The following is a 12,562-nucleotide window of genomic DNA, read 5'->3' as shown; positions in this document are numbered from 1 at the left end:
GCCCGTTCCGGCCCCCGCCCGCAGCTGCGCATGGGACTGAACGGGTTCCTCGTGGCCTGGCTGCTGCCCAACCTCGTGATGGCCGCCGTGGTGGCGGTCCTGGCCGTGGTCCCGGGCCTGCAGGCCTTCGGCAGCCTGACACCGCTGCTGACGGTGGTCGGGGTCGCCGGGCTGGTGGTGGGGCTGCCGCTGTGCCTGCTCGTGAACTGGGCGTTCCGGCACGTGCTCAACCAGTGGGTCCACGTGCTGGCGTACGCGCTGATCGGCATGCTCTACGGCCTGGTGGTGCTCACGCAGGGCGCGGCGGGCATCCTGCCGATGCTCATCCCGGTGATCGGATTCCCGGCCGCCGTGCTCATGGCCCTGGGCCGGACGGCGGCCCGTCCCCTCGTCCGCACGGTCACCCCGGAGCCGTCGCGCACCGAGCCGGCCTGAGCACGCCCGCAACGAGAAAGGACGATGGCCGGATGGCCATCGTCCTTCTCGGAACCGCGTCCGGGGCCCGCATCCCCTCAGGCATGTATCCCGGCTCGTGATTCGCACTGTGCACCGTCTCAATGGGGCATGACCCACTCTAGGAGGGACGACGGCGCCCCCGACAGTGGCGGATGGTGCAGACTTTCGGGCGATGATGTGAGGCAGCTCACATGGACGTGGTCCATGACGGTGCCGGCGCCGGCCTCAGTCAGACGGACCGGGGGAGCACCGCGCACCCCCAGCCCCCCGGCCCGGCCTCGATCGCGCCGCCGAAGGTGGCCACGCGATCCCGCATGGAGTTCAGGCCCACACCGGAGGAGTTCCACTGCGGCCGGCCGGACCGCTCGGCGACGGTGTTCTCCACCGCGAGCACCACGTCCGACCCCGCGTCGCGGAGTTCGATGCGCACGCGCGCGCCCTCGCCGGCGTGCTTGGCGACGTTCGTGGTGGCCTCCTGGAGCACCCGGTGCAGGGTGGACCGCACGGAGATCGGCATCGCGTTCTGGTCGCAGCGGACGTCCGTCTCCACCGTCATTCCGAGACTGCGCAGCTCCTCGGCCAGGCGGGCCACGGACAGGACCGGATCCGCGGACGTCGCGCCGTCCGCGCCCCCCGCGGCGCCCGGCTCACCGCTCGGGTCCACGATCCCGTCCTCCTGGAGGACGGAGAGCATGCGCCGCAGGTCCCGCAGCGCGTCCTTCGCGGAGTCCCCCACCACGTCCAGCACGCTCTGAGCCGCCTCCGGGGTGCCGAGGTAGCGTGCCGTCCGGGCCTGCATCGAGATGATCGTGAGGTTGTGCGCGACCACGTCGTGCAGGTCGCGGGCCAGGGAGCGACGCTCGGCCTCGGCAGCCAGCCGGGCCCGTTCCTCCGCCTCGAACACCCGGCGGCGATCCCGCTCCCGCCGGGTCAGGCTCTCGCGGATGAAGAGCCCGCCGCCGAGGCCCATGGACATGAGCAGCAGGATGAACCACGTCGCGTTCGCCTGACCCACCGCGAACGGCTGGGCGACGCCCCAGGTCAGCGCCAGGACGGCGGCCGTGACGACGAACCCCCAGGAACGGGCGGTCGCCGCGACGGCCCCGAGGACCACGGGCGCGACGACGGCGAAGAGCACCTCGGAACCGCCGACGACGGTCGCGACGGCCCCGGGCAGGAGCAGGGCGAAGCCCACCGTGCTGCGCCACCACTGGGCGAGGAAGGCGCTGGTCACCGACGCGATGGCGATCCCGTCCAGGACCGGGATGACGCCGTGGCCCGGGCCGAACAGACCGATGTCGGACGCGGTCGAGGCGAGCAGGAACGCCGACCCGAAGGCGAGATAGACGCGGCTCAGCGGCGCCGCGGCCCAGAACGCGCGCCACCGCAGGCTGCGCGCCTGACGCCACGCCGAAGAGCGGCGCGCCCGGGAGGGCGCGCCGCTCCGGACGGAGGGGGTCGATGGGCTCGAATCAGGCATCGGGGGCGGACCGCCCCGGGGTCAGTCGCACCAGATGCCGAAGTGGCGGCACGTCCACTCCGCAGTGCCTTTGCCGAGGCCCAGGGTCGTGACGACGTCGTCCTCGGCCGAGGCCGCCGAGGCGGCGGCGGCCGGAGCGCCGACGAGGGTGGAGGCGAGAAGGAGAGCGGAAGCGAGGAGAGCGCGAGTCTTCATGGCCCCAGTATGTATGACGCCCGTCACAAATGGTGCACGCCGCGCACAGGCCGCGCCGCGGCATGGCGCAGATGACGGCCGGCGGGCACCCCGGCCTCGCCCCGACGCCGACAAGGTGGCATGCGCCACAGCACCGGTTACGCTGACCTGCGTGTCCGAAGAGCTGCGCATCCTGATCGCCGACGACCAGCCGCTCATGAGCGGCGCGCTCCGCGTGCTCGTCGACTCTGCCCCCGGCATGACCTGCGTGGGTGTGGTCGCCAACGGCGTCGAAGCCGTGGAGGCGTGCGCCGCCATCGAGCCGGACGTGGTCCTGATGGACATGCAGATGCCCCTGATGGACGGGGTGGAGGCCACACGCCGGATCAAGGAGACCCACCCCGCGATCCGGGTCCTGGCGATCACCACGTTCACGTCCGAGGACTATCTCGTGCCGGCCCTGCGCGCCGGAGCGGGCGGCTACCTCCTCAAGGACGCGGAGCCGCCGGCCATCCTGGGCGCCATTCAGGCCGTCCATCGCGGCGAGTCCGTGCTCTCCCCCGCCGTGGCGACCAAGCTGCTCGCCTCGATCGAGCGGGACCGGCCGACGGTGGGCCCCACCTCGGTGCAGCCCGGCAGCCCCGACGGCTCCGACCTCACCGAGCGGGAGCTGGGCGTGCTGCGGCTGCTGGCCAGGGGTCAGTCGAACCCGGAGATCGCCGCGAACCTCTTCGTCTCCGAGTCCACGGTCAAGGCCAACCTCACGCGGATCATGGCCAAGCTGGAGGTCCGCGACCGCGTCCAGCTGATCATCCGGGCGGCCCAGCTCGGGCTCGTCACCCTCGCCCTGGACTGAGCGCGGCGGGGTCAGCCACGGGCCGCGATCTCGTTGCGCCGCGTGTTGAGGTCCTTCAGGACTTGCATCCCGTGCTCCACCACCGGGTCCGCCTCGGCCAGGAGCGACTCCTTGGCCGGCCCGTAGGCGAGGTCGGCGAACGTGCCGTTCTCCGGGTCGAGGGCCCGGATCTCCTGCTGCACCAGGCGCACCTGGTCCAGGCCGGCCGCGTACTCCACCGCTCGCTCGTCGATCTTCGTCAGGGACGCCTCCGCGTCCTCCGGGATCTGCTCCAGGGCGAACTGGGCCTCGTAGAGCCGGTTCTGGTACGTGCAGGGCTCCTCGATGTCGTAGAGCCCCACGCCGCGACCCACGGCCTCCTGATTGGCCTGGGCGATCTCCTCCGCCAGGCGCTTGCCGACGGCGACCTCCGTGGGGGCGGCCATGCCGGCCTCCGCCATGGCCACGTTGACGGTGCCGCCGCCGATCGAGATGACCGCGCTCTCCATCCCTTCGGGCGCGCCCTCGTCCGAGGTGGTCATGCTCGCGGTCGCCCCCTGCGGGAGCCGATCACGCAGCCAGGAGTAGGACTCCTCCCCCATGCAGAGGTTGGGGCCGACCTTGAGGCCCTCCGGGTTGCGGCCCGCGCTCGTGACGCCGGCGAGGACCACGGTCCGCTCGGTGCCGCCTTGGTTCACCACCACGGTGTTGCCGTCCAGCACGGTGACGATGTCCACGCGGGCGGCGTCGGCGGCCACGCCGCGGAGGACGGTGACGATGCCCAGCAGGAGCAGGACGGCGGCGACGGCGAGGAAGACCAGCAGCCCCTTCAGGGGGACCCGGGCACGGGCGGCGACGTGAGTCATGCGGACTTCCTGCAGGTGGACGGCGGGACGGGGGGCCGCGACGACGGCCCGGAGCCCGAGTCTAGCGAAGGGCCCCGGGACCGCCGAGCGGCGGGCCGAGGGACGGCTGCGTCGGGCTCAGCGCTCCCGGCGGTAGAACGGCGTGGCCACCACGGTGAACGGCTCGCCGCGGCCGCGCAGGTCCACCTGCAGGGACGTGCCCTCGGCGGCCACGTCGCGGCGGACACGGGCCAGGGCGATGGGGTGTCCGAGGGTCGGGCTGGGGGCGCCCGAGGTCACCTCGCCCACCCGCTCGCCGGACTCGTCCAGCACGGCGTAACCGTGCCGGGCGGCACGCCGACCCGCGCCCTGCAGCCCCACGAGGACCTCCTCGACGTCGTCCCTGCCGACCAGCGCGGATCGTCCGACGAAGTCGGCCTCCTTGCTCGCGGGCACCGCGAAGCCGACGCCAGAGGCGTGCGGCTGGTGCCCGGTGTCCAACTCGTTGCCGTAGAGCGGCATGCCCGCCTCGAGGCGCAGCGAGTCCCGCGAGGCGAGCCCGCACAGCGTCAGCTCCACGCCCGCCTCGTCCGCGGCCGAGAGCATCGTGTTCCACACGGCGGAGCCGCGGTCGCCGGCCTCGGCGGTGGAGGCGGCGGGCAGGAACAGCTCGAAGCCGTCCTCACCGGTGTAGCCGGTGCGGGCGACGACGGCGATGACGTCACCGGCGTCCGTGGGCACGGTCAGGGTCAGGTGGCCGTAGTACTTCAGCTCGGACAGCTGCGCCGCGGCCTCCGGCATGGCCCGGGCGAGGATCCTCTCGGCCTGCGGGCCCTGCACGGCCACGAGGGCGGTGGTCGAGGACTCGTCCTCGACGACGGCGTCCCAGCCCGACGCCCGCTGGTTCAGGGCGGTGTGGACCGCGGCGATGTTGCCAGCGTTGGGCACCACCAGGTAGTCGGGCTCGGAGCCGGCCTCGCCGTCGTCCATCCGGTAGACGATCGTGTCGTCGAGGATGGTGCCGGCGTCCGTCAGGCACAGGGCGTACTTGGCGCGGCCGGGCTTCAACGTGGAGAGCACGCTCGAGAGGGCGTGGTCCAGCATGGCCCCGGCCTCCGGGCCGGTGACCCGGATCTCGCCCATGTGGGAGAGGTCGAACAGGCCTGCGGAGGTGCGGACGGCCTTGTGCTCGGCCAGCTCGGAGCCGTACTTCAGGGGCATGTTCCAGCCGCCGAAGTCCGTGAACGTGGCGCCCGCGGCCTCGTGGACCGGGTGCAGCGGGGAGTTGCGCGTCGAATCGCTCATGGGGGTGATCCTCTCAGTCCTCGTCGGCGGTGTCGGCCACGGCGCCCTCGAACGCCTCGGGCGGCGGGCACGAGCACACGAGGTTGCGATCGCCGTAGGCGCCGTCGATGCGGCCCACCGGCGGCAGGTACTTGTCCAGACGCAGGCTCGGCACCGGCGTGCCCGCCTGGGCGCGCGAGTAGGGGCGATCCCACTCGTCGGCCATCAGGACGTTGAGGGTGTGCGGGGCGCGGCGCAGGACGGAGTCCGCCACGGTCTCCGGGGTGACGGCGGTGATCTCGGCGTGGATGGCCTCCATGGCCTCGATGAACCGCTCGATCTCCTCGAGGTCCTCGGACTCGGTGGGCTCCACCATGAGCGTGCCGGCCACGGGGAACGCCAGGGTGGGGGCGTGGAACCCGTAGTCGATGAGGCGCTTGCACACGTCCTCGGCGGTCACGCCCGTGCGGGCCGTGAGCTCGCGCAGGTCGAGGATGCACTCGTGCGCCACGAGGCCGTCGTTGCCCGTGTACAGCGTCGGGTAGAGGGGCGCGAGGCGGCGGGAGATGTAGTTGGCGCCCAGCAGCGCGTGCGCGGTGGCGGAGCGCAGGCCCTCGGCGCCCATCAGGTGGATGTAGGCCCAGGAGATGGGCAGCACGCCGGCCGAGCCGTGCGGGGCCGCGGTCATCAGGGCCTCGCGGGAGGGCAGGTACGGCACGAGGTGCTCGCCCACCGCCACGGGGCCCACGCCCGGGCCCCCGCCGCCGTGCGGGATGCAGAACGTCTTGTGCAGGTTCAGGTGGGAGACGTCTCCGCCGAACTCGCCCGGCTGGGCCAGGCCCACGAGCGCGTTGAGGTTGGCGCCGTCGATGTACACCTGGCCGCCCGCGGCGTGCACCGTGGCGCAGACCTCCTTGACGTCGGCGTCGTACACGCCGTGCGTGGAGGGGTAGGTGATCATGATGGCCGCGATGCGGCCCTCGTTCGCCGCGATCTTGGCGTCCAGGTCGGCGGCGTCGATCGTGCCGTCGTCGGCGGTGGCGACGACGACGACCTTCAGCCCCGCCAGCACGGCCGAGGCCGCGTTGGTGCCGTGGGCGGAGGCCGGGATCAGGCAGATGTCCCGCTCACCCTCACCGCGGGCCAGGTGGTACTGGCGGATGGCCCACAGGCCCGCGAACTCGCCCTGCGAGCCGGCGTTCGGGGCCACCGAGACGCCCGCGTAGCCGGTGATCTCGGCGAGCTTGGCCTCCAGGTCCGCGATCAGGAACCGCCAGCCCTCGGTCTGGTGGTCGGGCGCGAACGGGTGGATGGAGCAGAACTCGGGCCAGGAGATGGCCTCCATCTCCGCGGTGGCGTTGAGCTTCATGGTGCACGAGCCCAGCGGGATCATGGTGCGGTCCAGCGCCAGGTCGTAGCCGGAGAGGCGGCGCAGGTAGCGCAGCATCTTCGTCTCCGAGTGGTGGGTGTTGAACACCGGGTGCGTCATGAACGCGGAGGAGCGGCGCAGCGACTCCGGCACGGCCGGGGTGGCCACGGCGCCCTCGTGCGCAGAGGCCGGCAGGGAGCCCGCGTCCAGGCCGAACGCCGTCAGGACGGCCACGAGGTCGGCGTCGACGGTGGTCTCATCGGCCGCGATCCGCAGGGTGTCCGCGTCCACCAGGCGCAGGTTCACGCCGTTCTCCTCGGCGGCCTTCAGGACCTGCTCGGCCCGGCCGGGCACGCGGACGGTGATCGTGTCGAAGAAGTGCTCCTCGGCGACCTCGACGCCGCCGGCCCGCAGCGCCTCCGCCAGGCGGACGGCCTGGGCGTGGGCGTGGCGGGCGATGCGGGCGATGCCCTGGGGGCCGTGGTAGACGGCGTACATCGAGGCGACGATCGCCAGCAGCGCCTGGGCGGTGCAGATGTTGGAGGTGGCCTTCTCGCGCCGGATGTGCTGTTCGCGCGTCTGGAGGGCGAGGCGGTAGGCGGGCTTGCCGGCGTCGTCGTGGGAGACGCCCACGAGGCGGCCCGGCATGCTGCGCTGCAGGCCCTCCTTCACGGCCATGTAGGCGGCGTGGGGGCCGCCGAAGAACAGGGGCACGCCGAAGCGCTGTGTGGAGCCGACGGCGATGTCCGCACCCTGCTCCCCGGGCGGGGTGATCAGGGCGAGGGAGAGGATGTCCGCGGCGACGGTCACGAGGGCGCCGGCCTCCTTGGCCTGCGCGATGACGGCGGCGTGGTCGTGGATGCGGCCGGAGTCGCCGGGCTGCTGCAGCACGACGCCGCACAGGCCCTTCTCCTCGACCTCGGCGCGGACGTCCTCCGGGATGCCTGCGGAGAGGTCGGCCACGCGCACGTCGATGCCCACGGCCTCGGCGCGCAGGCGCACCACGGAGAGGGTCTGCGGGAAGAGGTCCGCGTCGAGGAGGGTGACGCCGTCGGTCCTGCGGCGGTTGGCGCGGTGCATGAGGAGCACGGCCTCGGCGGCGGCGGAGGCCTCGTCCAGCAGAGAGGCGTTGGCGATGTCCAGGCCGGTGAGGTCCTGGACCATCGTCTGGTAGTTCAGGAGGGCTTCGAGGCGGCCCTGGGAGATCTCCGGCTGGTACGGCGTGTAGGCCGTGTACCAGGCCGGGTTCTCCAGCACCTTGCGGAGGATGACGCCCGGGGTGACGGTGTCCGAGAAGCCCTGCCCGATCATCTGGGTCTTCATGACGTTGCGGCCGGCGATCTCGCGCAGCTGCTCCAGGACCGCGGACTCGGTCAGCGGGGCGGGCAGCTCGAGGGGCTTCGGCTGGCGGATGCCGGCGGGGACGGCGGTGTCCACGAGGGCCTCGAGCGAGTCGTAGCCCAGGGTCTGCAGCATGTGCTCGACGTCCGCGGGGCGCGGGCCGATGTGGCGGGCCACGAAGGGGGCCGAGGCGGTGTCCTTGGGCTCGATGCGCTCGTGGGGCAGCGCGGTCGTGCTCTCGGTGGTCTGGGGGCTGGTCACGGGGTACCTCCGGGGGGATCCTGCCGTGGTCACGGCGTGGGTCTGCTCCTCCCCGCTCTGTCATGGACCTGAGAGTTTCCGACGCCCGGGCGGGCGGCTTGCACCGTCGGTGGTCTCGGTCCGGACGCGGGCGCGGCGGAGTGAGACGCTTTCCAGAGCGCCTGACCCCACGCGGTACGGATGCCTGAGAGATTCCCGGGGAGGGTTTGCTCCTTCGGCGGCCTGCTCACGCGGCCGGCCGGGGCAGGACGCGCGCCGACGCTCTCCCGCGCGGGGCATGCGGCGTGCCGTCAGTATCCCACACGTGTAGGCCGCGTCACAGGGCGCCCGGGAGGGGCCGGACGGGGCGTGTCGAAGGCTTTCGTTGATGAAACGGCGGCGTGTCGAAGCGCTTTCGTTCAGGAAACGGGTGACGGGAGGAATGGCTCAGTCGCATGCCGTCGGCTCACGACAGTCGGTAAGGGACGTCATTCGGCGGCGCGCGTCATCGCCGGGCCTCAATCCCACAGCCCGGCAAGCCCGCCCAGCTGGTAAACCGCGAGCCCGATGACGACAAGACAGACAAGCCCTCCCAGGGCGTTGGCCAGTGGGCCGTTCCGATGCGAGCCCATCAGCCGACGACTGTTCATCACGACCATCAGGAATACGGCCACGATGGGCAGGAGAAGCCCGTTCGCCGCCTGTGCGATGACGATGACCTCCGTGGGATTCGTTCCCGTCAGGGCAATGAGGGCACCGATCGCAAGGACTGCGCCCCACACGATGCGAGCAGGGACGCTGCGCAGATCGGTGTCCTGGCCCAGTGTGCCGGCAATCGCGTACGCCGCGCCGAGCGGGCCAGCTACGGCGGACGTGAACCCGGCCGCGAACATGCCCGCCGCGAACACCCAGCCAGCCGCGTCCCCGAGGAGGGGTTCCAGGGCGGAGGCGAGGTCCCGACCGGTCTCGGCCTGCATGCCCTTGACGTACATCCCACCGAACGCCGTCGCCATCACGGCCAGAGTGATTGCACCTCCGACGGAGATCGACACCGCCGTGTCCGTTCTCGCCGCTCGGAGAGATTCCCGCGAATCCAGACCCGGCCCCCATTTCTCCTGCACCAAACTCGCGTGCAGGAAGAGGTTGTAAGGGACCACGGTGGTCCCGATCAGTGCGACCGCCAGCAACGCCGTGCCGGGTGGCAGCCGGGGAATGAACATGCCCATCAAGAGGTCGCCGATCGGAGGCTGAACTAGGACTGCAGTGACGATGAAAAGCAGCCCCAATAACCCGACCATGACGGTCAGCACCCGCTCGATCAGTTTGTAGCTGCCTGTCCAGAGCAGAATGCCGATCGTGAGGACGATCCCGATGACGACCACGGGCTGACTGAGTCCGGTCACACTAGTCAAGGCGAGGGCGGTGCCGACTGTGTCACCACCGGCGTAGGACGCCCCTCCGATGCCGATCGCCGCGACGACGAGGATCGCCATGACAAGTCGCGCCGGCACCGAGGAGAACACCTCGCGCAGAGCGTGTCCGAGACTCATGCGGGTCGCGAGGCCCAACCGTCCCGACATCTCCTGCAAGACGATGGTGGCCAAAATTGAGAAGACGACAGCCCAGGCCAGGACGAATCCCTGCTCGGCTCCGGTAACGATGGAGGTTGTGATGGTCCCCGGCCCGATGAAGGACGCGGCGATGATTAGCCCCGGACCGAAACGACTAGGCCTCTCGTCTTGGGGCAACACCTCATTGGAGAACCGGCCATCCCTCGCCTGCGTTGCCATCGCGTCTCCTCCATCTCCGGGCCGCATGGGTCAAGATGAAGCGTATACCAGGTGTGATACACATCATAGTGGACCTGGACTATTTCATCCCATATGAGCCCTCACGTGTTGCCCCTCACAGTCTGAGACGGGCATCCTACGATGGAGCCAGGGCTACGGCCCCTTGCCCGACCCACAGAGCTCGCCGAAAGGAACGCCATGTACACCCGCAGCCGGAACGACGTCGAGAAGGTCGAGTGGGGCGGAGGCACCTCCGAACGCCTCATCACCGCGAAGGACGAGATGGGCTTCGCCGTCGCCCACACGATCGTGCGCGCCGGATCGTCCTCGAAGCTCCAGTACCGCAACCACCAGGAGGCCTGTTACTGCATCGCGGGCAACGGCTCCGTGGTGGAGCCGGACGGCACCGTCCACGAGATCACGCCGGGTGTCATCTACGTCCTGCCGGACCACGAGCCGCACGACCTGCGCGGCGGCACCGAGGACATGCACCTGATCTCGGTGTTCAACCCCGCCATCACCGGCGACGAGAAGCACACCCTGTCGGAGGACGGCTACTCCAGCTACTGAGCCCGGGCACGGTGACGGGAGGCGTCGACGACGGCGCCTCCCGCGTCGGCGCCGACGGCGGCGTCCGGTCGTAGGGTGGCGGGGTGCTCAACCTGTGCGCCCCCGAGCGCACCGTGCGCCGCAACACCCACCTGGCGCTGGTGCTGACCGCGATCGCGGGGATCCTCAACTCCGTGGGCTTCGTCGCCGTGGCCACGTACACGTCCCACATGACGGGGATCGTGGCGTCCATGGCGGACGCGGCGGTCCTCCACGCCCCGGGTCTGGTCGGCACGGGCCTGCTCGCGCTGGCCATGTTCATCCTGGGCGCGGTCGTCTGCGCGCTGGTGTTCAACTGGGGCCGGGTCAACGGCCTCCGGTCGCGGTACGCCAACATCCTCCTGCTCGAGGGCGTCGGCATGCTGGTGTTCGGCCTGCTCGCCGAGCACGTCCGCGATGCGCACCGGCCGCTGGTCGTGGTGGCCGTGCTGTGCTTCACCATGGGCCTGCAGAACGCCTTGATCACCCGCATCGGGGCGTGGCCGATCCGCACCACGCACGTGACGGGCATGGTCACGGACATCGGCGTCAAGCTCGGCAAGATCCTGTACCGCAACGGCCCCGGGGCCGCGGCCCCCGTCGTCGGGGAACCGCGGCGCGTGGGACTGCTGGCGCTGCTCGTGGCCCTGTTCTTCCTGGGCGGGGTGGCGGGCGCGGCCGGCTACCTCTGGCTGGGCTTCGAGGTGGTCATCCCGGTGGCTGGCGTGCTGCTGCTCATCGCCCACCGCCCGCTGGTCCAGGACCTGCAGGACGCGTGGCTCACACGAAGGCCGAGACGCCCGTGAGGGCCCGCCCCACGATCAGGGTGTTCATGCCGTAGGAGCCCTCGTAGGAGTAGATGGCCTCCACGTCCCCCATGATCTTGGCGATCTCGTGCTCCGTGAGCAGGCCGTTGCCGCCGAGGGCGTCGCGGGCGAGCGCCGCCGAGGACCGGGCCAGCCGGGTCGAGGTGGCCTTGGCCATGGCCGCGTGCATCATCTCCATCCGCCCCTCCTGCCGCAGGGCGTCCACCTGGAGCATCATGCCGGCGGACGCGGCGAGGTTGCCGGCGACCTCGGCGATCTGGGCCTGGATCAGCTGGAACGCGGCCAGCGGGCGACCGAACTGCTCCCGCCGCAGCGCGTAGGAGCGCAGCACGTCCAGCACGCCCATCTGCGCGCCGACGCCCTGCCAGCCGACCCACATGCGCGAGTCGCGCAGCAGGGCGCGGGTGGCGGCGAAGGTGGTGGCGCCGGGCAGGATCGCGTCCGTGGGCAGGCGCACGTCCAGGGTGATGTCCGCGTTCTGCATGATCCGCAGGCCCATCTTCCCGCTGATCTTGGTGGCCTCGTAGCCGGGGGTGTCGGTGGGCACCACGAAGCCCTTGATCTCGCCGTCGGCGGTGTCGCGCGCCCAGACGAGCGCGACGTCGGCGATCGTGCCGGCCCCGATCCAGCGCTTGGCGCCGCGGATGACCCACTCGTCGCCGTCGCGGGTGGCGGTGGTGGCGAGGCCTCCGGCGATGTCCGAGCCGTGGTCCGGCTCGGTGAGGCAGAACGCGCCCAGGGCGTCGAAGGATTCGAGGCGCCCCTGCCACGTGGCCTTCTGACGCTCTGAGCCCAGGCCGGCGATCATGCCGAGGTTGAGCTCGTTGTGGATGCCCACGAGGGCGGACAGGGACAGGTCCACACGGGCGATCTCCGCGTGCACGAGCTGCTGGAACAGCGAGGACGAGCCGTCCAGGACGAGGCGTCCCAGACCCAGCTCGGCCAGGCCCGGCAGCAGGTCGAACGCGAACTCCTCGGCGTCCCAATACCGGGTCAGGTGCGGCCGCACGCGGGTCTGCAGGTGGTCCTCGATCGCGTCGAGCCGGGCACGCTCGGCCGGCTCGAGGCGGTCCCGCAGACGGAGCAGGTCCACGTGGGGCAGGCCGGGAGGGGCGGCGGGCGCGCCGGAGTCGGGGACTCGGCGATGGCGGTCATGGCTCTCCTTCGGGGGCGGTCCGACGACGGCGGGCGGTTTCGCCGCGAATCCGACTGTAGGACTTCCAACTATCCAGGTCTGCCAGTAGTGTTCCAGATCACAGGCCCCCGGCCAAGGATCCGTTCAGCAGCCATCCCGAGGAGGGACCCATGACCGTCCAGGACCCCACCGCCGTCG

The 12,562-nt window shown here is 71.3% G+C and carries 11 protein-coding genes and 1 riboswitch; of the genes, 4 read left to right on the top strand and 7 right to left on the bottom strand.

Translation table 11 applies throughout. The features are described 5' to 3' along the window. Window positions 1–435: hypothetical protein (locus J1M41_RS04515; RefSeq protein WP_206451237.1), on the top strand; the 435-nt coding region annotated here is incomplete at its 5' end. A 250-nt stretch (window positions 436–685) separates the two neighbouring features. On the opposite strand, the gene J1M41_RS04510 is transcribed toward J1M41_RS04515, so the two are convergent. Together J1M41_RS04510 and J1M41_RS04505 are read right to left on the bottom strand one after the other, a co-directional pair. Then, window positions 686–1,936: a sensor histidine kinase gene (locus J1M41_RS04510; protein ID WP_206451236.1), complete on the bottom strand. Its 1,251-nt coding sequence runs from the start codon at window positions 1,934–1,936 to the stop codon at window positions 686–688. 21 nt (window positions 1,937–1,957) lie between these two features. Beyond that, window positions 1,958–2,131 carry a hypothetical protein gene (locus J1M41_RS04505; RefSeq protein ID WP_002856694.1) on the bottom strand — a complete coding sequence of 58 codons (174 nt, stop codon included), beginning with the start codon at window positions 2,129–2,131 and terminating at the stop codon, window positions 1,958–1,960. Between the two features lie 151 nt (window positions 2,132–2,282). Here J1M41_RS04505 and J1M41_RS04500 point away from each other — a divergent pair, with 151 nt between their 5' ends. Further along, a complete protein-coding gene (locus J1M41_RS04500; protein ID WP_100056586.1) occupies window positions 2,283–2,966 on the top strand; it encodes a response regulator transcription factor in 684 nt (227 codons plus the stop codon). Between the two features lie 11 nt (window positions 2,967–2,977). On the opposite strand, the gene J1M41_RS04495 is transcribed toward J1M41_RS04500, so the two are convergent. From J1M41_RS04495 to J1M41_RS04480, 4 genes are all read right to left on the bottom strand, one after another. Next, window positions 2,978–3,811, bottom strand: a complete 834-nt coding sequence (locus J1M41_RS04495) for a thermonuclease family protein (protein WP_020624816.1) — start codon at window positions 3,809–3,811, stop codon at window positions 2,978–2,980. 117 nt (window positions 3,812–3,928) lie between these two features. After that, window positions 3,929–5,095, bottom strand: coding sequence for a glycine cleavage system aminomethyltransferase GcvT (gene gcvT, locus J1M41_RS04490; protein ID WP_049146723.1), 1,167 nt, complete (start codon window positions 5,093–5,095; stop codon window positions 3,929–3,931). 13 nt (window positions 5,096–5,108) lie between these two features. Further along, a complete protein-coding gene (gene gcvP / locus J1M41_RS04485; RefSeq protein ID WP_206451235.1) occupies window positions 5,109–8,045 on the bottom strand; it encodes an aminomethyl-transferring glycine dehydrogenase in 2,937 nt (978 codons plus the stop codon). A 162-nt stretch (window positions 8,046–8,207) separates the two neighbouring features. Further along, a riboswitch (glycine riboswitch) is annotated at window positions 8,208–8,324 on the bottom strand. Window positions 8,325–8,542: 218 nt separating this feature from the next. Further along, window positions 8,543–9,814 carry an Nramp family divalent metal transporter gene (locus J1M41_RS04480; RefSeq protein WP_241247729.1) on the bottom strand — a complete coding sequence of 424 codons (1,272 nt, stop codon included), beginning with the start codon at window positions 9,812–9,814 and terminating at the stop codon, window positions 8,543–8,545. Window positions 9,815–10,012: 198 nt separating this feature from the next. Here J1M41_RS04480 and J1M41_RS04475 point away from each other — a divergent pair, with 198 nt between their 5' ends. Together J1M41_RS04475 and J1M41_RS04470 are read left to right on the top strand one after the other, a co-directional pair. Then, on the top strand, window positions 10,013–10,384 hold the full coding sequence (locus J1M41_RS04475) for an ectoine synthase (protein ID WP_020624813.1): 372 nt from the start codon (window positions 10,013–10,015) through the stop codon (window positions 10,382–10,384). An 83-nt stretch (window positions 10,385–10,467) separates the two neighbouring features. Continuing rightward, complete coding sequence (locus tag J1M41_RS04470; protein WP_206451233.1) at window positions 10,468–11,208, top strand: YoaK family protein; 741 nt, start codon at window positions 10,468–10,470, stop codon at window positions 11,206–11,208. Here J1M41_RS04470 and J1M41_RS04465 read toward each other — a convergent pair. Beyond that, a complete protein-coding gene (locus tag J1M41_RS04465; protein ID WP_342214065.1) occupies window positions 11,183–12,322 on the bottom strand; it encodes an acyl-CoA dehydrogenase family protein in 1,140 nt (379 codons plus the stop codon). The genes J1M41_RS04470 and J1M41_RS04465 overlap by 26 nt on opposite strands. Between the last annotated feature and the right edge of the window lie 240 nt (window positions 12,323–12,562).

Origin of the sequence: Micrococcus sp. KRD096, from assembly GCF_017168495.1 — a bacterium.
Taxonomy (GTDB): domain Bacteria; phylum Actinomycetota; class Actinomycetes; order Actinomycetales; family Micrococcaceae; genus Micrococcus; species Micrococcus luteus.
This window is presented reverse-complemented; position numbering and strand designations above follow the sequence as displayed.

Bases quoted from the DNA above. Each gene is read 5' to 3' on its own strand.
- J1M41_RS04480 (WP_241247729.1), bottom strand. From the start codon at position 9,814: ATGGCAACGCAGGCGAGGGATGGCCGGTTCTCCAATGAGGTGTTGCCC.
- gcvT (WP_049146723.1), bottom strand. From the start codon at position 5,095: ATGAGCGATTCGACGCGCAACTCCCCGCTGCACCCGGTCCACGAGGCC.
- J1M41_RS04495 (WP_020624816.1), bottom strand. From the start codon at position 3,811: ATGACTCACGTCGCCGCCCGTGCCCGGGTCCCCCTGAAGGGGCTGCTG.
- J1M41_RS04475 (WP_020624813.1), top strand. From the start codon at position 10,013: ATGTACACCCGCAGCCGGAACGACGTCGAGAAGGTCGAGTGGGGCGGA.
- J1M41_RS04510 (WP_206451236.1), bottom strand. From the start codon at position 1,936: ATGCCTGATTCGAGCCCATCGACCCCCTCCGTCCGGAGCGGCGCGCCC.
- J1M41_RS04505 (WP_002856694.1), bottom strand. From the start codon at position 2,131: ATGAAGACTCGCGCTCTCCTCGCTTCCGCTCTCCTTCTCGCCTCCACC.